The organism is Anabaena azotica SJ-1 (assembly GCF_047275885.1).
In the GTDB taxonomy this organism is placed as follows: domain Bacteria; phylum Cyanobacteriota; class Cyanobacteriia; order Cyanobacteriales; family Nostocaceae; genus Trichormus_B; species Trichormus_B azotica_A.
This window is the reverse complement of the sequence record NZ_CP178454.1, coordinates 3,821,027-3,843,167: the sequence shown is the minus strand read 5'-3', so window position 1 is coordinate 3,843,167 and position 22,141 is coordinate 3,821,027. Positions and strand designations below refer to the sequence as shown.

The window sequence follows — 22,141 nt, the reverse complement described above, 5'->3', positions numbered from 1 at the left end:
CTAAAATTTTATTTTTTGTTCTTTCCGCTTAAATAGGTCACTACTAGATTAATTAAATAATTTATACTTAACAAATAAATTTAAGTAACTCATCTAAAATTCACTCATAATGTGATATGGGTATTTTAAATCTCGACCTACTATAGCTTAAAATATAGACCATATCTACCTAATTTAGCACGGTGCAATGTCTAATCAGTTTTCTCCAGAAATTAGCTCTCGTATCTGCAAACACATGAATGAAGATCATGCTGATGCTGTTGTTATGTATGCTCAGGCTTTTGGTGACATCAAAAATGCCAAAACAGCCCAGATGCTATCAATTGACGCTGATGGTATGAATTTAACAGCACAGGTGAATGGAGAAGCAGTACCAGTTCGTATTCAATTTGATCATGTTTTAACAGATGCTGAAGATGCTCATCAAACTTTGATTGGGATGGTCAAACAAGCACGGGCAAAGACAAAGTAGAAACTGCGGAAAATAGTAGATATCTCACTTGACAGTTACACAAGGGAATAACAACCGAAATTGTTAAGTGATATTACAAACCTTGGAAAAATATTGAGAAATCGCCAGTCAGCCGAACATGGTTCTAAGGTAGAACCTATAGCAATACTGCTGGAATTTTGTCGGAAAAAAGGAAGGAGACAGGACAAATAGAAGACCTTGAAGCTATACTTTTTTACCTTGTCCCAAACCAACCGGCAATTTCCAGTTTCACAAAGCGAGTAAGATTGAAATCTATAGGATAGACTGGAGGTAAATAATGATGAATAAAAATAATATTCAAAACTATCGGTTTGTCTGCACTTTGACCTTTGGGGATATTTACGGTCAGATTATTGTTTGGTTAATCACAATTACCGTTAGTTTGGCTTCAGCTTTGGCATTGATGGGTGCGAGAAGACCAGTATATGCTTTAGCTACAGTGGGATTAGTCGTTTTTCTCACACTGCCTTTCTTGCTTTTTGCCTTTGTGACGACATTGCTAAATCATATTGAATTAATTGCTATAGAACCAGGGACAAAAATGGAACCTATACCTGGTAACGTTTCTCAGCAAAAACCGATTCAAGCAACTAGTTGATGACTAAGTGATTGGCAATGGGTGATGGGAATAAACAAAATGATTAATGAGTAAAGATAACATCCCTGTTGCCAGACAGGGTATTTTTTTTGCAGTTGGGGGTTGATGATGTTAGAACATGATGTAATTATTGTTGGTGGTGGCTTGGCGGGATGTCGGGCTGCGGTAGAAATTTCTCGGACTAACCCTAGTTTAAATGTGGCGGTAGTTGCCAAAACTCATCCTATTCGTTCTCATTCAGTAGCAGCCCAAGGTGGTATGGCTGCATCCTTGAAAAATGTTGACCCAGAAGATAGTTGGGAAGCACACGCTTTTGATACGGTGAAGGGTTCTGATTATTTAGCAGACCAGGATGCTGTAGCTATTCTGACTCAAGAAGCGCCAGATGTGGTAATTGATTTAGAGCATCTAGGGGTTTTGTTCTCTCGTCTACCTGATGGTAGGATTGCCCAAAGGGCTTTTGGTGGACATTCCCACAACCGCACCTGTTACGCGGCTGATAAAACCGGTCATGCAATTCTGCACGAGTTGGTGAATAATCTGCGGCGTTATGGTGTGCAAATTTATGAAGAATGGTATGTGATGCGCCTGATTTTAGAGGATGGTCAGGCTAAGGGTTTGGTGATGTTTCACCTGGTGGATGGAAAAATTGAGGTAGTGCGGGCTAAGGCGGTGATGTTTGCGACCGGTGGATATGGTCGTGTTTATAACACTACTTCTAATGATTATGCTTCCACTGGTGACGGGTTGGCGATGACGGCGATCGCAGGTTTACCTTTAGAAGATATGGAATTTGTCCAGTTTCACCCCACTGGTTTATATCCTGTAGGAGTGCTGATTTCCGAGGCTGTGCGGGGGGAAGGGGCATATTTAATTAATGCTGAAGGCGATCGCTTTATGGCTAATTATGCTCCCAGTCGCATGGAATTAGCTCCTCGTGATATTACCTCAAGAGCGATCGCCTATGAAATCCGCGCTGGACGAGGTATCAATTCTGACGGTAGTGCAGGTGGTCAATTTGTTTACTTAGATTTGCGTCATCTGGGTAAAGAAAAAATTATGAGTCGCGTTCCCTTCTGCTGGGAAGAAGCACACCGCTTAGTTGGTGTTGATGCTGTCACTCAGCCCATGCCAGTACGCCCCACAATTCATTATTGCATGGGTGGTATACCAGTTAACACCGATGGACAAGTCCGCAGCAGTGCAGATAATTTAGTAGATGGCTTTTTTGCTGCTGGAGAAACCTCCTGTGTTTCAGTTCATGGTGCAAATCGTCTTGGTAGTAACTCCCTACTGGAATGTGTAGTTTATGGTAAACGAACTGGGGCGAGTATAGCTAGATATGTGCAGAACTGCAAATTACCATCCGTAGATGAGCAACGTTATATTACAGAAGCAAAACAACAAATTCAAAGTTTACTAGAACAGCCTGGAAAATATCGAATTAATCAAATTCGTCAAGATTTTCAAGACACAATGACACAATATTGTGGAGTATTCAGAACAGAAGAATTAATGCGTGAAGGTTTGCAGAAATTAGCAGAATTAAAACAACAATATCCACAAATTTATTTAGATGATAAAGGCAATTGTTGGAATACGGAATTAGTAGAAGCTTTAGAACTGCAAAGTTTAATGGTAGTAGGACAGACAATTTTAGCATCAGCTTTAAATCGTCAAGAAAGTCGCGGCGCACATTTTCGCGAAGATTTTCAGCAACGGGATGATGGTAATTTCTTAAAACATACAATGGCTTATTATTCACCGACGGGAATTGATATTCAATATATGCCAGTGGTGATTAATATGTTTGAACCAAAAGAAAGGAAATATTGAATCATGCAAAATTAATAAATTCCGATGTTACCAGATTCTCTAAGATGATGTTTGAAAAGTGGTATCCGGTAATTTTTATCCCATTTTTACCCCTCTTAGTCCCCCCTTGATAAGGGAAACCAGAAAATCCAGTTCCCTCCCCTTCACAAGGGGAGGGTTAGGGAGGGGTAAAAAATATTTGATACATCAATGCATGACTTTTCAAACACCCTCTAAGGGATATGGTGTTGGATTTTGGATAATTGGTATCATTCCTCAATGGTGCAAGTAACCTAATTTATCGGTGGAATCAATCCAAAATCCAAAATCCAAAATTGGATGACCTCAACCCCTACTTCCTATAAAATCGCCCATTTTTAACCTGCACAACCGGATGATTACACCGTCTCACTAACTGTTCATCATGAGTAGTCACAATTACAGTCGCACCAAACGTATTTAATTTCTGAAGAATCTGGATTACTTGCCAGGAATTATCAGGATCTAGATTTCCTGTTGGTTCATCTGCTAACAGCAGTGGAGGAGTAGCAATAATCGCTCGTGCAATACTCACCCGCTGCTGTTCTCCTCCAGAAAGTTGATCAGGAAAACGGTCAGCTTTAGATGATAAACCCACCAATTTTAAAGTCGGTTCTAAACGCCGTTGAATTTCTTTACGAGTATAACCTTGAGCTTGCAATACAAAAGTTATATTTTCGGCTACTGTTCGTTGGGCAATTAATTTATAGTCTTGAAAAACAATACCTATCCGACGACGCAAAAATGATAAGCGATCGCCCTTCAGATTTGCTACATTTACACCATCAACAATTACCTCACCCTGACTAGGTAATTCCTGACCATACAGCAACTTTAAAAAAGTCGATTTACCAGAACCACTAGGGCCAGTAATAAACAAAAACTCTCCCTTTTTGATATCAATACTCACATCTAGCAAGGCATTATAACCATTCGTATAAGTCTTGGACACAGAACGTAATTCCACCATTGTCCCAGCTTGACTATCCTGCTGTTGACTAACAGTATCTTCTCTGTGAACAGACGGATCTGTTTTTTCTGGAGTTGTTAAGATTGGCATCGCTCAAATTTCCTGACACCCACAAGCAAAAAATTCAAAATATCTCCTCTGCCTTCGGCACGGTTTTGCCGAACAAAGGGCTAGCTGCACCAACAAAATTAAAGAACTTCCACTTACAGCCTCCTACCTCTAATCAGCACTCAGCACTGTTGATACCTCTGGCAGAAAAACGGTAAACAAAGGCTTTGAGTGCAAACTGAGGCAAAGCTAACATTCTTCGCCAGCGCCAAGGTTCTTGATACAAACGATACAGCCATTCTAAATTATTATTTGCTAACCAACGGGGAGCGCGAGTTTTTACACCAGCCCAAATATCAAAACTACCACCTACCCCTATCCAAATTGCTTGCTCACACAAATGACGGTTTTTGGCAATCCATAACTCTTGACGTGGTACTCCTAAACCAACAAAAATAACTTGTGGCTGCAATTGAGTTAGAGTTTGTTGTAATATTTCTTCTTCTTCAGGAGAGTGGTAGCCGGAATGAGTACCTGCTATACTTAAATTAGGTAGTTGTTGCTGCCAAAACTCTGCTGCTGTTGCCGCAACTCCTGATGCTCCTCCATAGAAAAATACGTTCGTTGCTGTTTTCTGCTCACCAAGTTCTTGTAAAAGTTTTTCTGCTAATTCTATTCCTGGACAACGTTTTACTTCTTGCCTCAATAAATAGTGCAAATAAAGCACAACTCCTGCTCCATCTGGAATTACCAGATCAGCATTTTGAATAACTTCAGCTAGAGATGGATTTCGCTCGGCTTGCATAGTCATTTCTGCATTGAGCGTGACTACATGAGTTCCTCTACCTTGTTGTAGGCATTCTAGCAACCAGCTTGGATAGTTTGTCATCAGATGAACTGGTAAGCCCAACACTGAAAATTCTTGGGGCGATTTATACATAGTCTATTCTTAATTAGACTGAGAGCAAATTATATAGAAGCCTAGTTTATCAAATTTTTTCCCAGGTGGATGGTGCATATCGTATCAAATTTATCTGATTATCATTGTCTTTTTTACTGAATTCTATCAAATAATGCCATATCTGGGAAGATTTGGCATAACAGATGTTGAAAGCATAGAGATTAAATTCATCCTATTTAGTAGAATAAAAGCCTGATTAGGCATGACTTTTGTAAAAATTATCATCAGCTTACCAAGTGATGATCAGCTATAAAATATAAGAACTATATAAAGGGTCAATATGCGATTACTACACACAATGCTACGGGTAGGCAATCTGGAAGAGTCTTTGAAATTTTACTGTGAAATCCTGGGAATGAAATTACTCCGCCGTAAAGATTACCCAGGTGGAGAATTTACCCTCGCTTTTGTTGGTTATGGAGAAGAAAGCGACCATACGGTGCTGGAACTAACTTACAACTGGGGTGTAGAAAAGTATGAATTAGGTAATGCTTATGGTCATATTGCCCTTGGCGTAAACGATATTTATGGAACTTGTGAGGACATTAAAAACCGTGGAGGTAAAGTAGTAAGAGAGCCGGGTCCAATGAAACATGGTTCCACGGTAATTGCTTTCGCCGAAGATCCCGATGGCTATAAAGTTGAATTGATTCAATTGGCTATTCACAGCACAACAGATCAAGAAAAATCCTCACCACAACTGGCCAGTCAGTAATTCTTCTCTCAAGTGTTTTATCTTGGAGTAGGGTGGGCAATGCCCACCAAGACATTATCATGAGAGTTACTAGCTTTGGTAGATATTGCTCAACTGCCAAATTACCAGCAAAATGGGTGTTATTCTTTCTCAATCCCCAATTTATAACCTAAAATCTAAAATCTAAACTCCTACGAAATGCAGCCTACAGATCCTAATAAATTTACTGATACAGCCTGGGAAGCAATTACAAAATCCCAGGATATAGTCCGTGCTTATCAACAACAGCAATTAGAAGTTGAACATTTAATTATTGCTCTTTTAGAAGAACCCACCAGTTTAGCTACAGGTATTATTACTCGTGCAGAAATTGATCCAATCCGCTTTAAACAGCAATTAGAAGCTTATACTCAACGTCAGCCAAAAGTTGGCAAAAGTGATCAGCTGTATTTAGGCCGCAATTTAGATTTGCTATTGGATCGTGCTGAAGAAATCCGCGCGAGAATGAGAAATGAGGAAATTGCAGAGGGGCATATACTCCTTGCTTTTGCTGACGACGATCGCATTGGTAGAAGAATATTTAAAGGTTTAAATGTAGATATAGCTAAGTTAGAGGCTGCTGTCAAAACTGTTCGCGCTACCCAAAAAGTGACTCAAAAGGTGGGTGAAGGAGAATCTGCGGATGTACCCTATGAAGCTTTAAAACGTTTTGGTAGAGATTTGACAGAACAGGCAAAAGCAGGAAAATTAGATCCTGTAATTGGCCGAGATGATGAAATTCGCCGAGTAATTCAAGTATTATCGCGTCGTAGTAAAAATAATCCAGTTTTGATTGGTGAACCGGGAGTTGGTAAGACTGCGATCGCAGAAGCATTAGCTCAAAGAATGGTTAACGGTGACGTTCCTGAGTCTTTGAAGAATCGTCAATTAATATCTTTAGACATCGGTAGTTTAATTGCGGGTGCAAAATACCGTGGTGAATTTGAAGACCGTTTAAAAAATGTCCTCCGGGAAGTTACGGAATCAAACGGGCAAATAGTTTTATTTATTGACGAACTGCATACCGTTGTTGGTGCAGGTTCTAACCAACAAGGATCAATGGATGCTGGTAACTTACTTAAACCCATGTTGGCACGTGGTGAGTTGCGTTGTATTGGTGCAACTACCTTAGATGAATATCGCAAATTCATTGAAAAAGATGCAGCTTTAGAAAGAAGATTTCAACAGGTATATGTAGACCAACCAACCGTAGAAAACACAATCTCGATTTTACGAGGTTTAAAAGAACGTTATGAAGTGCATCATAACGTCAAAATTTCTGATTCCGCTTTAGTAGCAGCCGCAACTTTATCAGCGCGTTACATTGCAGATCGCTTTTTACCAGATAAAGCCATTGACTTAGTTGATGAAGCCGCAGCGAAGTTAAAAATGGAAATTACCTCCAAACCTGCGGAATTGGAAACCATTGATAGACGCTTGATGCAGCTAGAAATGGAAAAGCTGTCCTTAGCAGGAGAAGACAATGGTATTGTCCAAACTAGGGAACGTTTGCAGCGCATTGAACAAGAAATTAGCACTTTAACTGTTAAACAGCAAATATTTAATGAACAGTGGCAAGGGGAAAAGCAGTTATTAGAAGCTATTAGCACCTTAAAAAAAGAAGAAGATGCTTTGCGAGTGCAAATTGAGCAAGCTGAAAGAGATTATGACTTAAATAAAGCTGCTCAACTGAAGTATGGCAAATTGGAAGGAGTGCAGAGAGAGCGGGAAATTAAAGAAGCGAAACTCCTAGAAATTCAAAGCCAAGGTTCTACCCTGCTGCGCGAACAAGTCACAGAAGCCGATATTGCCGAAATAGTCGCCAAATGGACAGGAATTCCTGTAAATCGGCTTTTGGAATCAGAACGGCAAAAACTACTGAAACTAGAAAGTCATTTACACGAAAGGGTGATTGGACAAGAAGAAGCCGTTTCCGCCGTCTCTGCTGCTATTCGTCGCGCCCGTGCAGGGATGAAAGACCCTGGGCGACCCATTGGTTCATTCTTGTTTATGGGACCAACAGGCGTAGGTAAAACCGAACTTGCACGCGCTTTAGCTCAATTTCTCTTTGATTCTGATGACGCTTTGGTGCGGTTGGATATGTCCGAGTACATGGAAAAACACTCCGTTTCCCGGTTAGTGGGTGCGCCTCCTGGATACATCGGTTATGAAGAAGGTGGTCAACTTTCCGAAGCAATTCGCCGTCATCCCTACTCTGTAGTGTTGCTGGATGAAGTAGAAAAAGCCCATCCAGATGTATTTAATATTTTGCTTCAGGTATTAGATGATGGTAGAATCACAGATTCCCAAGGACGAGCAGTAGATTTCCGAAATACCGTCATAGTCATGACTAGCAACATCGGCAGCGAGCATATTCTCGATGTTTCCGGTGACGATAGTAAGTATGATATGATGCGAAACCGAGTCATGGAAGGTTTAAGAAGTCACTTCCGTCCCGAATTTCTCAACCGCATTGATGACTTGATCCTCTTCCACACCCTCAACCGTTCAGAAATGCGGCATATCATCCGTATTCAACTAAAACGGGTTGAAAATCTCCTGAAAGAGCAAAAAATCTCCTTTGAGATATCCCAAACAGCTTGTGACCACCTAGTAGAAGCAGGTTATGACCCAGTTTATGGCGCACGTCCGCTAAAAAGGTCAATTCAGCGCGAAGTCGAAAACCCTCTTGCTACCAAGTTATTAGAAAATACCTTTATTTCTGGTGACACAATCATCATTGATAAAGGTGAACATGGTCTGACATTCTCAAAAAAACAATCAGTTACAGTATCAGTGGAGAAAAAGACAGTGAAGTTAATAGAAGCATCTTCTGAAGTGTAAGTTCATATAGCTTGTAGGGGTGAATAGGATAATTAACCCTACAAGATTATGTTGCATTACCTAATATATTTACCGAGGTGATTTTCTATGATTGCAAATCCTAGTTATAACTATATTTCCCCTGAAGAATTGGAAAGGAGGAAAATTTACATTTAGCAAGTGTAGATTTTCAATGTTCTATAAATGATGTTTATGAAGATGTAAATTTTGAATCTCCCTCTTAATTTGGCCAAGCTTCTAATTATCTGAATCAGGATGTCCAGGATTATAGGATTTACAGGATGATAGATACAAGAGTGATTATTGTGGATGATTTATGGATTTCACTTTAATCACTCTGTAATTTTCTATCTAAACAGTTTTCTATTTATGGTTTGAGTAGTTATTATTAATGGTTTTTGGTAAGTTAATTATGAATTTTACAAAAATTATACATACTTGGTTTAGTGAGGATTTACCACAAAATCGCACTATATTTATTTTACTCAAACATGATTTTATTCAGGATTTGAGTAATTTATCAAGTAATTTGACACTGATAATCCTGTAAATCCTATCATCCTGGACATCCTGATTCAGACAATTTTATTATTACGTATCATCATCAGATGCTTCTGTTTGCTGTTGTAAATATTCTCGAATAGATGACAATAACTCAGGATTGTTTTCTATCATTTCCAGCAAAGTTAATGCTGTTTTATTATTGAGTGCGGAAAGGTTTGCTTGTTGTGCAAGTGCTTGGAGAATACTAATCAATGTTTGTTTATTGCAATGCAAAAGTCCCATTACATAAAAGAACTTTACTGTAACTGCTGCATTTTGCGTATTAGGGTGTTGATTGCCTAATCTGGTTTGATATATTACTAATGCTTGTTTAGCTAAATTTTCAGCTTCTAAATATTTACCTTGCGCTTCATATAATAATGCCAAATTATTGAGACTGGTAGCAACATCGGGATGGTCAGCACCTAATTGGCGTTTTCTGATTTCTAAAGATTGCAAATAAAGAGATTCCGCATCGTTGTAACGTCCTTGTGAGTTATACAATAATGCCAAATTATTGAGACTGGTAGCAACCGAGGGATGGTCAATATCTAATTGGCGTTTGGTGATTTCTAAAGATTGCAAATAAAGAGATTCCGCATCGTTGTAACGTCCTTGTGATTTATACAATCCTGCCAAATTATTGAAACTGAAAGCGACAGAGGGGTGGTCAGCACCTAATTGGCGTTTCCTGATTTCTAAAGATTGCAAATAAAGAGGTTCAGCATCGTTGTAACGTCCTTGTGATTCATACAATCCTGCCAAATCATTGAGACTGGAAGCAACATTAGGATGGTCAGCACCTAATTGGCGTTTTCTGATTTCTAAAGATTGCAAATAAAGAGGTTCAGCATCGTTGTAACGTCCTTTTGACCTGTACAATCCTGCCAAATTATTGAGACTGGAAGCAACATTGGGATGGTCAGTACCTAATTGACGTTTGATGATTTCTAAAGATTGCAAATAAAGAGGTTCAGCATCGTTGTAACGTCCTTTTGACCTGTACAATCCTGCCAAATTATTGAGACTGGAAGCAACATTGGGATGGTCAGTGCCTAATTGGCGTTTCCAGATTTCTAAAGATTGCAAATAAAGAGGTTCAGCATCGTTGTAACGTCCTTGTGATTTATACAATCCTGCCAAATTATTAAGACTGGAAGCAACATTGGGATGATCAGCACCTAATTGGCGTTTCCAGATTTCTAAAGATTGCAAATAAAGAGGTTCAGCATCGTTATAACGTCCTTGTGATTCATACAATCCTGCCAAATTATTGAGACTGGAAGCAACATTGGGATGATCAGCACCTAATTGGCGTTTCCAGGTTTCTAAAGATTGCAAATAAAGAGGTTCAGCATCGTTGTAACGTCCTTGTGATTCATACAATGCTGCCAAATTATTGAGACTGGTAGCAACATTGGGATGGTCAGCACCTAATTGGTGTTTTCTGATATCTAAAGATTGCAAATAAAGGGGTTCAGCATCGTTGTAACGTCCTTGTGAATAATAAAGTAATGCTAATTGATTTAAACAGTAAGCAAGTTGAGTATTTTCAGTATTTTGACACCAAGCAATCATCTTTTTGAGATGTGGTTCAATTAAATTAAATGTTTCTATATTGCTTGATTGCTCAATATTACTACCAACAATAGCAAACACATCACAATATAATTGTTTGATTTGGTTGTAGTCAGAATGTTGTTTCAGATGCTCACTAAAATAGTCGTGAATCAGTAAATGTAAATTATAAATATTTTCTTCAACAGTTATCACCAAATGTAGTTTTCTTAAAGATTTTAACCAACGGTCTTTTAAATTATCTTCATTAAATGATTCACCTTGCAATTGTTGATAAATTCTTGTCACAAAACCCCAATAAACAGGAGAAGCAGCAAAAGCACCAAACACACAAGCGAGATGTTTAGCTTCTGGTTTTAATTCATCCCAACTCAAATCAAATGCTGCTTGCAGTCCTCTTTGTGCTTGCATTCCTCCCGGTACTTGTTCCGGTGATAATGAAGGATGTTTGACTTTTTCTTGTAACTTACCACGCATTTTTTCTAGCGTTAGTTCTTGATAGTCTTCATCATCTAAATAATATGCCACCAATTCTAAAGCTAAAGGCAAATATCCCAATTCATAACAAAGTAGTTTAGCTTGTTCTGGTTCTGCATCTATTCTTTCTTGTCCAATAATTGAAGCTAATAATTCTACTGCTGCTGCTTCTGACAATACTTGTAATTCTAATGTTTCCGCAATGCGTTTATCTGGTGTTTCCCGCGAAGTCATCAACAACCGCATGGAAACTAAATCTTTTGGTGGTAAATAGGGTTTGATGTTCTCCGCTAAATTAGAAACATCATCAAGAATCAATAATACATTTTCTGTTTGATATTTCCATGCTTGCCAACAAGCAGTTACCATTTGTTGAGGTGTTAAATTTTTTGGTACTTCACTTTTAAATCTCCACTCTGTCAAAGCGAGAATTTCCGCAGCCATATTTTGCCTATCTCTGGCATTAATATAATAGACTCCACCAGTAAAAAATGATGTGCATTCTATTTGATTTGCATATTCTCGCACCAGTCCAGTTTTACCAACTCCACCCATACCGGAGACAACACAAACATTTTTACCACTTTGCAATAATTGATGTAGTTCTTTTAATTCCTCTTTCCGTCCAAACAGTCCACCTTCACGGGGTTTTGGTGGTGTGAAAGGGTTTGCTTCTAGTTGTGGTGGAAGAGAGGGAAAGTTATTAATTTGGGTATTACCTTCGCCGGCTTGTGTGATAATTATTTGTTTGTCAATGTTGTTAAAGTTCATAGGAAAATTGTAGTTAAAAAGTGTTTATCTCGTTCCCAGTCTCAGACTGGGAATGCTATCATCGAGGCTCTGCCTCTGCTATTATTGAAGTCAGAGACTTCTAGAATTCATTCCCATACAGAGTATGGGAACGAGAAAAGCTTGAAGAACCCCACCCCTAACCCCTCCCCGCAAGCGAGCTATCCATTACCCACATCTTTCTTAACATGGCTGAAAAACAGACAAGATAAAGGTTGTAGAAAATTGGGTAGGGTGCCGGAGGCGATCGTTAAGTAAAGACAACAGATGGCGAATCAGAGTGAAGTAATTGCCAGGTTACAGCGATATCGTGTAAGCGTCGCAGCCCACGCCAAATCGTTTTCACGCCTGGTTCACCATCACCTGTTCGACCTAAAAAGCCACCTAAAGTGGCAATCATTCGTACAGCATCTCGCAAAGAAGGTGGCTTTTCTGGTGGAATTGGATTATGGTTGATAGTTGCACATAAGGACTGCCATTCATTCTTTTCCAAAACAACATCACAGGGTAAATCTGGATTAATTCGTGCTTCATAAGTTAGCCATAATAAACGCCAAGCGACAATTGTATAAGTAGCCAATGCCATGTGAATTCGGTCAGCAGTTTCCAGTTGCAATTTCTCGATACCACAGCCACTTTTTAATGTGTAATGATAACGTTCTATCAACCAACGATAAGTGTACCATTGAATACAACGTGCAGCATCTTCTAAACTGTTAATTTCTAAGCTAGTAATTAATAACCAACTAATCGGATTAGTTCCTAATGGTGGATTTTCTTCTTCTGCTAGAATTACTTGCAACCTCACAGGTTTTAGTTGTAAACGCCCAATGTGATGTAATGGTACTTGGATATCAAAACTGTTAAATCTAATGGTGAGTAGTGCTTTTCTGGAACTATGTTCTGGGGAGCGGTTAACTTCTACTGTAAGTGTTCCAGAAGGTTGAATTTGACGAATAGCAAGATGTAGATATTTGGCACAATGATCTACTTTTCGATTGTGAGTACCACGAAATAGTAAGTGAGAATTTTCTCGACGTTTGAGGTTAAAGAGGTCAAATATATCTGCTTCTGAATCACCTATTGTTACTACTTGAATTCCTGACGGGATTAAATTCTGTGTAGTTTCTAATCCATCCAACCAACGTTGACTTTCTTTTTCTTGGGTTTCCCTCTGACGACGTTTTTTAGCAATACCTAAATTTTCTTGTTCTCTTGCCCATACAAGCTGTTCAATTATTCCTAATGGTACTCCATCACTTGTCGCTGTTAATGTTGAATGTACTTTCAATCCTGATGATTTTCTATGGTCAAGATAACCCACTCCTTTTATTGCTGGGTGTGATGTTAAATCTATGTTTGTTGTATCTTGAATTGCCAATACTATCTCATGTTCTTTGATTCTTTCTATTGTGCTGGTTCTGTGGGCAGCACGAATATCACTTGCTTGAAAATATGGTGATTTCCAAAAATTATATGCGGCTTTAGTTGCCGCTATATTTCCACAAGCCAGTGGTACACTACTATCTGGTTGTGCTGCCAAATCTTCTACTATCCGTATTAAACGCTTGTTTCGACGTGCATCCCCTAAGTTTACCTGTGCCAACTCTTTAGCTGCCCACTTTTCCATGATGCCATCACCCACTCTCTTCTTTCAAAACTATATATATCAAGCCTTTCACTTTGATGTTAAGTCTCTTGTTTCTTTGTTAAGAAAGATGTGGGTAATGGATAGCCGCAAGCGAGGAGGGGGACTGGATCTTGTTTATGTGGGATTGGCTGAAATTAAGGCAATGGCTTGTTCTAATATCATTTCTTTATTTACCATCTTTGCCACTGCTTCCTCATCATATTTACCTGCGAATGCTTCTAATGCTGCCTGATTTAAAGCTGATTGGTAGGCATCTTCTAGGGTTTCTTGCAATTCTGCTAAAGTTAAATAAGTTCCACCTGTCTTGCGTCTTTTATTGGTGCGTTGAATTTGCTTAACTGAATTAAAAATAGATATTTCCCAAGATTTTGTTGAATGCTTTTCGGCTGATTGTTTAATCAAATGCAGTAGTAAAATAATACCAAAACTAAAAATTTTATTCAGTTTGTCATCTTTACTCATTTCGGTCATCTCTTCAACTAGCAGCAATGCACCAGGAATATTGCCATTAATCAGCAATTGTTGAAGTTCTAGCAATTCTTCCATAACTTAAACCTCCTGAATTAAATTGCTCAAATTAAGATTGTGAGAGATTATTTCAAAATACCCACACCTATATGCGTGAGATAAAATTCCTCTCCTTCTGATTCGCGTAACGCATCCAAATAAGCATCAATACCACGAGGTTGAGGAATTTCGCTATCTTGAAGATGAAAAACTAGGGCTGAACGCATATTATCTAAAGTTGTTTCCAGTGTCTCACCTGTAGCAACGCAACCCCACACATCAGGGGAGTATGCGGAAAATCCTGTTTCGGTTTTTTCCAGAACGATCAGATACTTATCCATTATTTGAGTCCTGCTTGTCTGAGAATGCTTCCTAACGTTCCTTTTCTGACATCATCACTCGTTTTTCCCGATACCGTTACCTTACCTAGCTTTGTTGGATGTTTAAACTGACGATGACTACCCTCTGTTCCTACCAGATACCAACCATCTGATTCAAGCAAGTTAATAACTTCTCGTACTTTCATGATAGATTCAGAAATTACTGAAGTTGTTTGTTTGAGTGCCGCCTGTACCAGCTTGTGAAATGTTAATCTGTTTACCAATAATGTTAATTGTGCCACCTGATTTCAGGGCTTGATATTTGTCCGCAAATGTGGCATTTTCTTCTACATCAGCAGTAGCAACCAACTCCGCAAAAATCGGATCGGGTGGGATTTGTTTGAGGACTTCTGGATTGAGATTTAATGCTTCTGGATTACCTGCGGCTAATGCTGTGGCTGTTTCTGGGGAATGGTTGCGGATTTTAGCAAGTGCTTCACGAACCTTTTGTTTTAAAGCATCACTAAAATCTTCGCCCTGTTTCTGTAATACTCCAGTTAGAAATATGGTAATCATGGCAGTAGCTACAGTTATGGGTTCCATAGAAATATTCCTTAAGATCGCCGAATATACTCATCTCATTATAATCACTTAAAACTAGCAACTAAGTTTGCTACAATTTTTTACCTAAAATTTTCTTCCCAGTCCCCATTCCCCTAACATGGTAGTGTAATCCGAATCATTATTAAGAGGTATTCCTTACCTCAAAAAAGACATACATAGCGGAAAATTGATCCTCAGAATTATCTCTGCAAGTAAAACAGACGGATAACTATGTTAGAACAAGGCACTATCAGTATACATACTGAGAATATTTTCCCCATTATCAAAAAATCTCTCTATTCAGATCACCAAATCTTCTTGCGGGAACTGGTATCCAACGCTGTAGATGCCATCCAAAAGCTAAAAATGGTGTCCCGCGCTGGTGAGTATAATGGAGACACAGGTGAAGACGAAATTACAATTGCCATTGATAAAGATAAAAAGACCCTCTCTATCTCCGATAATGGGATCGGTATGACCGCAGAGGAAGTCAAGAAATACATTAACCAAGTGGCTTTCTCTAGTGCAGAAGAATTTATTCACAAATATGAAGGGAAAGCAGACCAGCCAATTATTGGACACTTTGGTTTAGGTTTTTACTCTTCCTTCATGGTGGCAAAACAAGTAGAAATTGATACTCTCTCCTACAAAGAAGGTTCTCAAGCTGTTCACTGGACTTGTGATGGTTCACCAGCATTCACCTTGGATGAGTCTTCCCGCACTACTCGCGGTACTACTATTACCCTCACTTTAATGCCAGATGAGGAAGAATATTTAGAAGCTGCCAGAGTTAAGAATTTAGTTAAAACTTACTGTGATTTTATGCCTGTTCCCATCAAATTAGATGGGGAAGTATTGAATCAACAAAAAGCTGCTTGGAGAGAATCTTCTAGCAATTTAACCAAAGAAGATTATCTAGAATTTTACCGCTATCTCTATCCTTTTCAAGAAGAACCTTTGTTATGGGTGCATCTGAATACAGATTATCCGTTTATTATTAACGGGATTTTGTATTTCCCGAAAATGCGTCCTGATGTGGATGTGACTAAGGGACAAATTAAGTTATTCTGCAATCAGGTGTTTGTGAGTGATAACTGTGATGAAATTATTCCGCAGTTTTTGATGCCAATGCGGGGCGTGATCGATAGCACTGATATACCTTTGAACGTTTCTCGTAGTGCTTTGCAGGGCGATCGCACCGTTAAACGAATTGGTGACTACATAGCCAAGAAAGTAGGCGATCGCCTCAAAGAATTATACCGCGATGACCGCGAACAATACATCAGTGCTTGGAAAGATTTAGGAACATTCGTTAAATTTGGTGTTCTCAACGACGATAAATTTAAAAAACAAGTCGAAGACATCCTCATTTTCCGCACTACCGCCAAATTAAACGCCCAACCCACAGAAACACCTGCCGTTGAAGTCCAATCTTCAGAAGGTGATTTTTGGCAAGATGTCACCCCATCTAACACCAGCAGCACACCATATACCACCATCAAAGAATATCTAGAACGCAACAAAGAACGCCACGAAAATAAAGTATTTTACAGCACCGACGAAGCCACCCAAGCTACATATATAGAACTGCACAAAAGTCAAGGTTTAGAAGTTCTATTTATGGACTCCTTCATCGACACCCACTTTATTAACTTCCTAGAAAGAGAATATCAGGATGTTAAATTTACACGGGTAGATTCTGACTTAGATAATACCTTATTGGATGATAAATCCGGCGAAATTGTTGACCCTATCACCAACAAAACCAAAAGTGAAATTATCAAAGAATTATTTGAAAAATCACTCAACAAACCCAAAGTTAACATCCGCACCGAAGCCTTAAAATCAGACGATCCCCAAGGAACACCACCAGCAATGGTATTGTTACCAGAAATTCTCCGTCGTCTGCGGGAAATGAACGCCATGATGCAACAGCAAAACGCCGAATTTCCTGAAGAACATATTTTGTTAGTAAATACTGCCCATCCTTTGATTCAAAACCTTTTAACTATCAATCAAGGGGCTATTATTCAAGATGATGGAGAATCTCCCGCAGCGCAGTTAACAAAAATGATTTGTCAGCACGTTTATGATTTAGCCTTGATGTCCCAAAAAGGCTTTGATGCTGAAGGAATGAAATCTTTTGTTGAACGTTCTAATGATGTGTTAACCAAGCTTACAGAACAAGCGAGTAAGTAGATATTACAATATGTAGAGGTTTAGCAATGCTAAACCCTACCTTTTTATTGTTGACATATTTAAACTCAAAGCGTCACCCCATAGGAAATTGTCTGATAGCGTAGCGTGGCGTAAGCCATATCAGGATGTCCAGGATATGAGGATTTACAGGATAAAAACATTCAATATTTTTGGTGAAGTCCCTTAGAGATGTTCTTGATGGTTAATATAAGAACGAACCACAGTATTAATCATTGATTCATAGTCTTTCCCCTGGTTCTTAAACCATTCCAGAACATCACTATCTAAGCAAATGGAAATAGCTTTTTTCGTGATTGGTTTCACCATTTTAGCTGTTTCCCAAAAATGATCGTCTAATTTGGGAATATCAGAGGTATCAATAGCAGAATCTGGGATATTTTTGGATTTCTTCAAGACGTTTCGGCGAGATATTCATAGTATTATCCCCTTACACCCTGAAGTTGAAAAGTTTATCCTAGCCAACCGTTGTGGTTACAGGGTTGGCGATGTGGGTTTTTGATGCTATACTTTTTTTAACTTTTCTCATCAGTGCTAGGGCGAACAGAGAGCCGACAGTAGGCATAGTTGCGCCTCCGGGGATGTCGAAGGGGACAGAGGCATCTGGTGTAGCAGTAGCATACGTCCATTCCGTACCCGCTTGCAATTGAGTTTGTAATATCTCATCACTAAAGTACCATATATTAGGTTCGCCAGATGTTTCTCCATACGCAAAGAAAGGACTAGCTTCAGATATGTTCGGAAGCCCTAACTGAATGTTAACCGTTTGAGCAAATTGTTGAGCTAAAGCACTATTACCCCACCACACTTGAGATTGTAAGGTAGTAGCTAGGTCGTTATAAGTCCCTGTAACTGTCGTCACGTCATAGTTTGTTCCTCCAACATTAAACACCAAAGCTTGCGCTGGAGATGCGCTACTAGCTAGGATACCAGCAGCAGCAGTACCAACAACTAATGGCAGAATACGAGATAGTTTCATCAGAGTTTTCTCTTTTTGTTTGTAAATAACATCAACCGTACAAAGCAAGGGGTGATTTCAAATCCAGAAAGCAACTGGAACACCCAAGCATTGAAATATTAACTGCATTGTAAAAAAGAAGAACAACTCTGTCTAGTATCTTCACTGAAAAGTTATGTGAATCTTGAAACTATGTGAATCTTTATGACTACAGAGTTAGTAGAACAAGAAAAACAACGTGCTGAAAGATTAGCTGCACAATTGCGTGCAGCAGGTATTGAACCAGAAAACTGAAAGTAGGGTGGGCAATACCCACCGTATAATTAACCATCAATAACAGCAATACACTCAATCTCTACCAGCACATCTTTAGGTAGACGGGAAACCTCCACACAAGCACGTGCTGGGGCAGTTTCTTCTGAAAAATATTTGGCATAAACCGCATTAACAGCGGCAAAATCTTTCATATCAGCTAAAAATACACCTGTTTTAACTACATCATTAAAAGTCGCGCCGGCTTCTGTGAGGATAGCTTCAATATTTCTCATCACCTGTTCCGTTTGCTTAGTGACATCATCGGTATAAACAACATCACCCAAACGAGGATCAATAGCTATTTGTCCAGCTACAAACAGCATTTGTCCAGAAGCAAGAATGGCTTGATTATAGGGTCCAACGGGTGCTGGCGCATTATCGGTACGGATAACTTTACGAGTCATATAAATCTCTTTTGGCTCTTTTGGTAAAGGTGCATCTGGTTTAATGAAGTCTACATTAGGGGATGCTGAAAAAGTCTTTCCGTGAAGGCAGGGAACAGGGAACAGGGAACAGGGAACAGTTTCAAGAGTTTGATGGGAGCGATTTTTCTTTGGTATCAAACTTAAATGCAAGGTTTTCGAGTTTCCACCTCGTAAAAGCTTGCACTTTTTTTACCTCAAAACGGCTCAAACCCTTTACCTGTAATCTTTTCATGTTTATTCAGCAAACCCTACATTAACATCTGTTGTGTAAACTTCTCCATCTGGCATTATCGCACCTGTGAGGTCAGCATTTTTAAAGGTTGCACCATATATATTTGCGCCGGTTAGATTTGCTTTTTTCAGATTTGCACTGTTGAAATTTGCATTCATCAAGTTTGCATTTTCTAGACAAGCTCTTTCTAAATTTGCACCTTGTAAACTGGCATTGTTGAGGTTGACTTGCCCCAGGAAGACAGCAACCAAATCCGCTTCAGCTAAATTCGCACCTGATAGATTACATTTTTCTAGATTGGCACCTCGAAATTGAGCTTTTTGAAGATTGGCATTTTTAAGTGCTGCACTATTGAGACTTGCCTGAGTCAAGTCTGTTTCTGCCAAGTTTGCCCCAATTAGATTTGTATTATTGAGGTGAATGCTCTTCAAATTCGCCTGATATATACTAGCATTGCTCAAATTGGCACTATTCAAGCTTGCTCCAATCAACCAAGCCAAGTTAAGGTCTGCCCAGCTTAGATTTATTGAAGAACCTTCTATTAATTGCAAATCTGCATTTTTTAGACAGGCTCTAGTAAGGACAACACTATTAAGTTTTGCTCCAATTAGGATTGCCTCACTTAAATCTGCTCCATTCAAATTTGAATTATATAGGTCTATCTCTTTGAGGTCTGCACTTTTAAGGTCTACCCCTCCCAAATTTACAGAATGAAACTTCCGTTGTCCTGCGGCGTACTTTTCTAAAAGTTCTTCAGCGTCCATAATATCACTATTAAATACTCATATAAGTATAAAATTATGCTGTCTTGTAAAATACAGGTATTGATGGCGATATTGCTTAATGGGTAATTATAGTGTTACACTAACACTAGCTAACACCAAATGACAAGAGGAGCGAAATCAAGAGAAAATGGAAGCATAAAAATATTTAGCAATGCTGTTATGACCCAAGGAAAAAGACTCAACATATATTTCACAGACGAAGATGATTTAAAGCTTTATGCAGAAATATCAACAGCAGCGAAAAACGAAAAACGCTCTATGAGTCAAATGATGAAAATACTTGTCAGTGATGCACTAGCAAACCGCCAAAAACAAAAAGAACTAACATGACCACAGAACAAAGGCTTGACCGTGTAGAAAGTGAATTTGCTACCATTCGGCAACTGCTAACCTCAGCTGCTACTTATGCTGAGTCAGCTAATAGACGAATTGATGACTTAGGTGCAAAACAAGACCGTACTCAGACACAACTTGATCAGCTAGGGGTAAAAGTTGACCAATTATCAAATCGAGTTGATGAGTTTGTCTTTCATACCCAACGCCTATTTAACAAAGCAGGTAGTGAGACAGAAGAAACAAAAGCACGAACTGAGCGATTAGAAGCATTAATGTTAAAACTTGACCGGAACTATGAAGAGCAAAAATCACAGTTTCAAGAATTCCAACGTTCAACTAATGCAGCTTTGGAACGAATTGATAGAGTTTTAGACTATCTTTTAAGGCAGTCTGGGAGTTAGACAGCTTGAGTTTAGCAATGCTAAACCCCTGTTTATCCTTTCTTCTTCTCTTCCTCTCTTCCTCTCTTCCTTCGCGTCCTTCGCGTCCTTCGCGGTTCATTTCTCTTACCCCAACCTTGGACGAATCCCATAATTTCTATATTGCCAATAATCCCGCAAAATCCGGTCATGATCAAAACATAAATTACCGGGAACACACCAAGGCTCAAAAATCCCCACATCCTTAGCATCATCACCCGCTATAGGTTCACCCGTTGCTGTTGCTAAAAACACAATACTAATCGTATGCTGACGGGGATCACGACTAGGATCAGAATAGACCAAAAACTGCTCAATCAACTCTATTTGTAAACCTATTTCTTCCTTAGCTTCCCTTCGTGCTGCCACTTCCACAGGTTCACCATAATCCACAAAACCGCCAGGTATAGCCCATCCAAAAGGTTCATTATGTCGCTCAATCAAAATAATCGGCCGATGAGGTCTATCAATTAATTCGATAATAATATCAACCGTAGGCGCTGGATTTCTGTAAATCATAGTTATTTGTGAAGTAGCTTAACCTAATTTGAGAAGATACAAGTTATTTTTTAGATGAATTTTTATGTTATTTTTGTCGTTTTTGGCGTAGAAAGGAAATCATTTTTTGGTCTTCATTTTTGATGTGATGAATCAGCCAATCCGTCAAGAAATGCGATACCGTAATGGTAATATCAGATTTATTCTGGATCTTTATTTGTTGATTAAACTCTTTCACCTGTTCCCGAAGAAGTTCATGTTTTGCTTTATGATCCAGGTAGCCTGGATAGTTATTTTTAAGCATCACTTCTTCTTCTGTTTCAAAATGAATAGTTGTGTAGATGTTGAGAATATCTAAAGTTCTTTCGAGTAATTCTGCTCCTCTTCCTGCCAGCATGGCACTATTGAGGGCATTAATAGCATGGAAGAGACTTTGATGCTGATTATCAATGAGTATATAGCCTGTTTCATACTCAGGTCGCCATTGGGCAATTTCTATTTTAGAAGCACCAGAAACAAAGGATGGAATATCGTCAGGTTTAGATTCACTCCAATGACCATGACGGCAAAATACAATCATCTTGAGGTCTTCATCTTTAATGTGATGAATTAACCAATCGGTTAAAAAGTGAGAAACTGCATTCGTTAACTTGGATAAGTCATCGTGATTTTCTTTCTCAAAGCTCAAAACCTTGGCTTTTAGAGCTTCATGCTTCATCTTATGTTCTACATAACCTGGATATTTATGGTCTAGCATGAATTTTTCTTCAGTGTCAAAATGAATTGTAGTGTAGTCTTTTAAACTCTGAAGTGTTTTTTCTAGTAACGCTTGGCCTTGTCCTTCCAACATAGCACTATTCAGCGCGTTAATTGTACTAAACAAGCTTTGGTGTTGCTCATCAATGATTACATCTCCTGTTTCATACTCAGGTCGCCATTGTGCGATTTTAATATTCATATATAATTCCTCAAAAGAGAATAAAATTT

At 38.9% G+C, this 22,141-nt stretch carries 22 protein-coding genes; 8 read left to right on the top strand and 14 right to left on the bottom strand.

Going from position 1 to position 22,141, the window contains the following annotated elements; all coding sequences use genetic code 11:
• Nucleotides 1-187: 187 nt before the first annotated feature.
• From ACLLO5_RS16845 to ACLLO5_RS16835, 3 genes are all read left to right on the top strand, one after another.
• Entirely contained in the window at nucleotides 188-472 is a 285-nt protein-coding gene (locus ACLLO5_RS16845; protein WP_413171645.1) for a DUF2470 domain-containing protein, read from the top strand.
• A gap of 301 nt (nucleotides 473-773) precedes the next feature.
• Nucleotides 774-1,091 (top strand): hypothetical protein, encoded by a 318-nt coding sequence (locus ACLLO5_RS16840; protein WP_413176116.1) that lies wholly within the window; start codon nucleotides 774-776, stop codon nucleotides 1,089-1,091.
• A 108-nt stretch (nucleotides 1,092-1,199) separates the two neighbouring features.
• Nucleotides 1,200-2,927 carry a succinate dehydrogenase/fumarate reductase flavoprotein subunit gene (locus ACLLO5_RS16835; RefSeq protein WP_413176115.1) on the top strand — a complete coding sequence of 576 codons (1,728 nt, stop codon included), beginning with the start codon at nucleotides 1,200-1,202 and terminating at the stop codon, nucleotides 2,925-2,927.
• A gap of 331 nt (nucleotides 2,928-3,258) precedes the next feature.
• Here ACLLO5_RS16835 and ftsE read toward each other — a convergent pair whose 3' ends face one another.
• Nucleotides 3,259-4,005, bottom strand: coding sequence for a cell division ATP-binding protein FtsE (ftsE, locus tag ACLLO5_RS16830; RefSeq protein ID WP_413171644.1), 747 nt, complete (start codon nucleotides 4,003-4,005; stop codon nucleotides 3,259-3,261).
• A gap of 133 nt (nucleotides 4,006-4,138) precedes the next feature.
• Nucleotides 4,139-4,903 (bottom strand): WecB/TagA/CpsF family glycosyltransferase, encoded by a 765-nt coding sequence (locus ACLLO5_RS16825; protein ID WP_413171643.1) that lies wholly within the window; start codon nucleotides 4,901-4,903, stop codon nucleotides 4,139-4,141.
• 301 nt (nucleotides 4,904-5,204) lie between these two features.
• On the opposite strand from ACLLO5_RS16825, the gene gloA reads away from it, so the two are divergent.
• Both gloA and clpB read left to right on the top strand, forming a co-directional pair.
• Nucleotides 5,205-5,639, top strand: coding sequence for a lactoylglutathione lyase (gene gloA, locus ACLLO5_RS16820; RefSeq protein WP_413171642.1), 435 nt, complete (start codon nucleotides 5,205-5,207; stop codon nucleotides 5,637-5,639).
• 177 nt (nucleotides 5,640-5,816) lie between these two features.
• Nucleotides 5,817-8,501: an ATP-dependent chaperone ClpB gene (clpB, locus tag ACLLO5_RS16815; protein ID WP_413171641.1), complete on the top strand. Its 2,685-nt coding sequence runs from the start codon at nucleotides 5,817-5,819 to the stop codon at nucleotides 8,499-8,501.
• 591 nt (nucleotides 8,502-9,092) lie between these two features.
• Here clpB and ACLLO5_RS16810 read toward each other — a convergent pair.
• The 6 genes from ACLLO5_RS16810 to ACLLO5_RS16785 form a co-directional block, all read right to left on the bottom strand.
• Nucleotides 9,093-11,870, bottom strand: a complete 2,778-nt coding sequence (locus tag ACLLO5_RS16810) for a tetratricopeptide repeat protein (RefSeq protein ID WP_413171640.1) — start codon at nucleotides 11,868-11,870, stop codon at nucleotides 9,093-9,095.
• A gap of 268 nt (nucleotides 11,871-12,138) precedes the next feature.
• On the bottom strand, nucleotides 12,139-13,518 hold the full coding sequence (locus tag ACLLO5_RS16805) for an IS4 family transposase (protein WP_413171639.1): 1,380 nt from the start codon (nucleotides 13,516-13,518) through the stop codon (nucleotides 12,139-12,141).
• Between the two features lie 135 nt (nucleotides 13,519-13,653).
• Nucleotides 13,654-14,085, bottom strand: coding sequence for a DUF29 family protein (locus tag ACLLO5_RS16800; protein WP_413171638.1), 432 nt, complete (start codon nucleotides 14,083-14,085; stop codon nucleotides 13,654-13,656).
• A gap of 47 nt (nucleotides 14,086-14,132) precedes the next feature.
• Nucleotides 14,133-14,387, bottom strand: coding sequence for a type II toxin-antitoxin system HicB family antitoxin (locus ACLLO5_RS16795; protein WP_413171637.1), 255 nt, complete (start codon nucleotides 14,385-14,387; stop codon nucleotides 14,133-14,135).
• Nucleotides 14,387-14,572 carry a type II toxin-antitoxin system HicA family toxin gene (locus tag ACLLO5_RS16790; RefSeq protein ID WP_413171636.1) on the bottom strand — a complete coding sequence of 62 codons (186 nt, stop codon included), beginning with the start codon at nucleotides 14,570-14,572 and terminating at the stop codon, nucleotides 14,387-14,389. The genes ACLLO5_RS16795 and ACLLO5_RS16790 overlap by 1 nt, the downstream gene beginning before the upstream one ends.
• A gap of 7 nt (nucleotides 14,573-14,579) precedes the next feature.
• The gene (locus ACLLO5_RS16785) at nucleotides 14,580-14,969 is read right to left on the bottom strand and encodes a hypothetical protein (protein WP_413171635.1); all 390 of its coding nucleotides are present in this window, start codon (nucleotides 14,967-14,969) and stop codon (nucleotides 14,580-14,582) included.
• A gap of 231 nt (nucleotides 14,970-15,200) precedes the next feature.
• On the opposite strand from ACLLO5_RS16785, the gene htpG reads away from it, so the two are divergent.
• Entirely contained in the window at nucleotides 15,201-17,168 is a 1,968-nt protein-coding gene (gene htpG, locus ACLLO5_RS16780) for a molecular chaperone HtpG (protein ID WP_413171634.1), read from the top strand.
• Nucleotides 17,169-17,351: 183 nt separating this feature from the next.
• Here htpG and ACLLO5_RS16775 read toward each other — a convergent pair whose 3' ends face one another.
• From ACLLO5_RS16775 to ACLLO5_RS16760, 4 genes are all read right to left on the bottom strand, one after another.
• Nucleotides 17,352-17,582 (bottom strand): BrnA antitoxin family protein, encoded by a 231-nt coding sequence (locus ACLLO5_RS16775; protein WP_413171633.1) that lies wholly within the window; start codon nucleotides 17,580-17,582, stop codon nucleotides 17,352-17,354.
• A gap of 61 nt (nucleotides 17,583-17,643) precedes the next feature.
• Complete coding sequence (locus ACLLO5_RS16770; protein WP_413171632.1) at nucleotides 17,644-18,165, bottom strand: hypothetical protein; 522 nt, start codon at nucleotides 18,163-18,165, stop codon at nucleotides 17,644-17,646.
• Between the two features lie 302 nt (nucleotides 18,166-18,467).
• Nucleotides 18,468-18,863, bottom strand: coding sequence for a RidA family protein (locus ACLLO5_RS16765; RefSeq protein ID WP_413171631.1), 396 nt, complete (start codon nucleotides 18,861-18,863; stop codon nucleotides 18,468-18,470).
• Between the two features lie 255 nt (nucleotides 18,864-19,118).
• Nucleotides 19,119-19,880, bottom strand: coding sequence for a pentapeptide repeat-containing protein (locus ACLLO5_RS16760; RefSeq protein WP_413171630.1), 762 nt, complete (start codon nucleotides 19,878-19,880; stop codon nucleotides 19,119-19,121).
• A gap of 120 nt (nucleotides 19,881-20,000) precedes the next feature.
• On the opposite strand from ACLLO5_RS16760, the gene ACLLO5_RS16755 reads away from it, so the two are divergent.
• Both ACLLO5_RS16755 and ACLLO5_RS16750 read left to right on the top strand, forming a co-directional pair.
• On the top strand, nucleotides 20,001-20,231 hold the full coding sequence (locus ACLLO5_RS16755; protein ID WP_413171629.1) for a ribbon-helix-helix domain-containing protein: 231 nt from the start codon (nucleotides 20,001-20,003) through the stop codon (nucleotides 20,229-20,231).
• Nucleotides 20,228-20,638: a 6-aminohexanoate hydrolase gene (locus ACLLO5_RS16750; protein ID WP_413171628.1), complete on the top strand. Its 411-nt coding sequence runs from the start codon at nucleotides 20,228-20,230 to the stop codon at nucleotides 20,636-20,638. Before ACLLO5_RS16755 ends, ACLLO5_RS16750 begins: the two co-directional genes overlap by 4 nt.
• A gap of 105 nt (nucleotides 20,639-20,743) precedes the next feature.
• On the opposite strand, the gene ACLLO5_RS16745 is transcribed toward ACLLO5_RS16750, so the two are convergent.
• Nucleotides 20,744-21,175, bottom strand: coding sequence for an NUDIX domain-containing protein (locus tag ACLLO5_RS16745; RefSeq protein ID WP_413171627.1), 432 nt, complete (start codon nucleotides 21,173-21,175; stop codon nucleotides 20,744-20,746).
• A gap of 67 nt (nucleotides 21,176-21,242) precedes the next feature.
• Nucleotides 21,243-22,112: a bacteriohemerythrin gene (locus ACLLO5_RS16740; protein ID WP_413171626.1), complete on the bottom strand. Its 870-nt coding sequence runs from the start codon at nucleotides 22,110-22,112 to the stop codon at nucleotides 21,243-21,245.
• Between the last annotated feature and the right edge of the window lie 29 nt (nucleotides 22,113-22,141).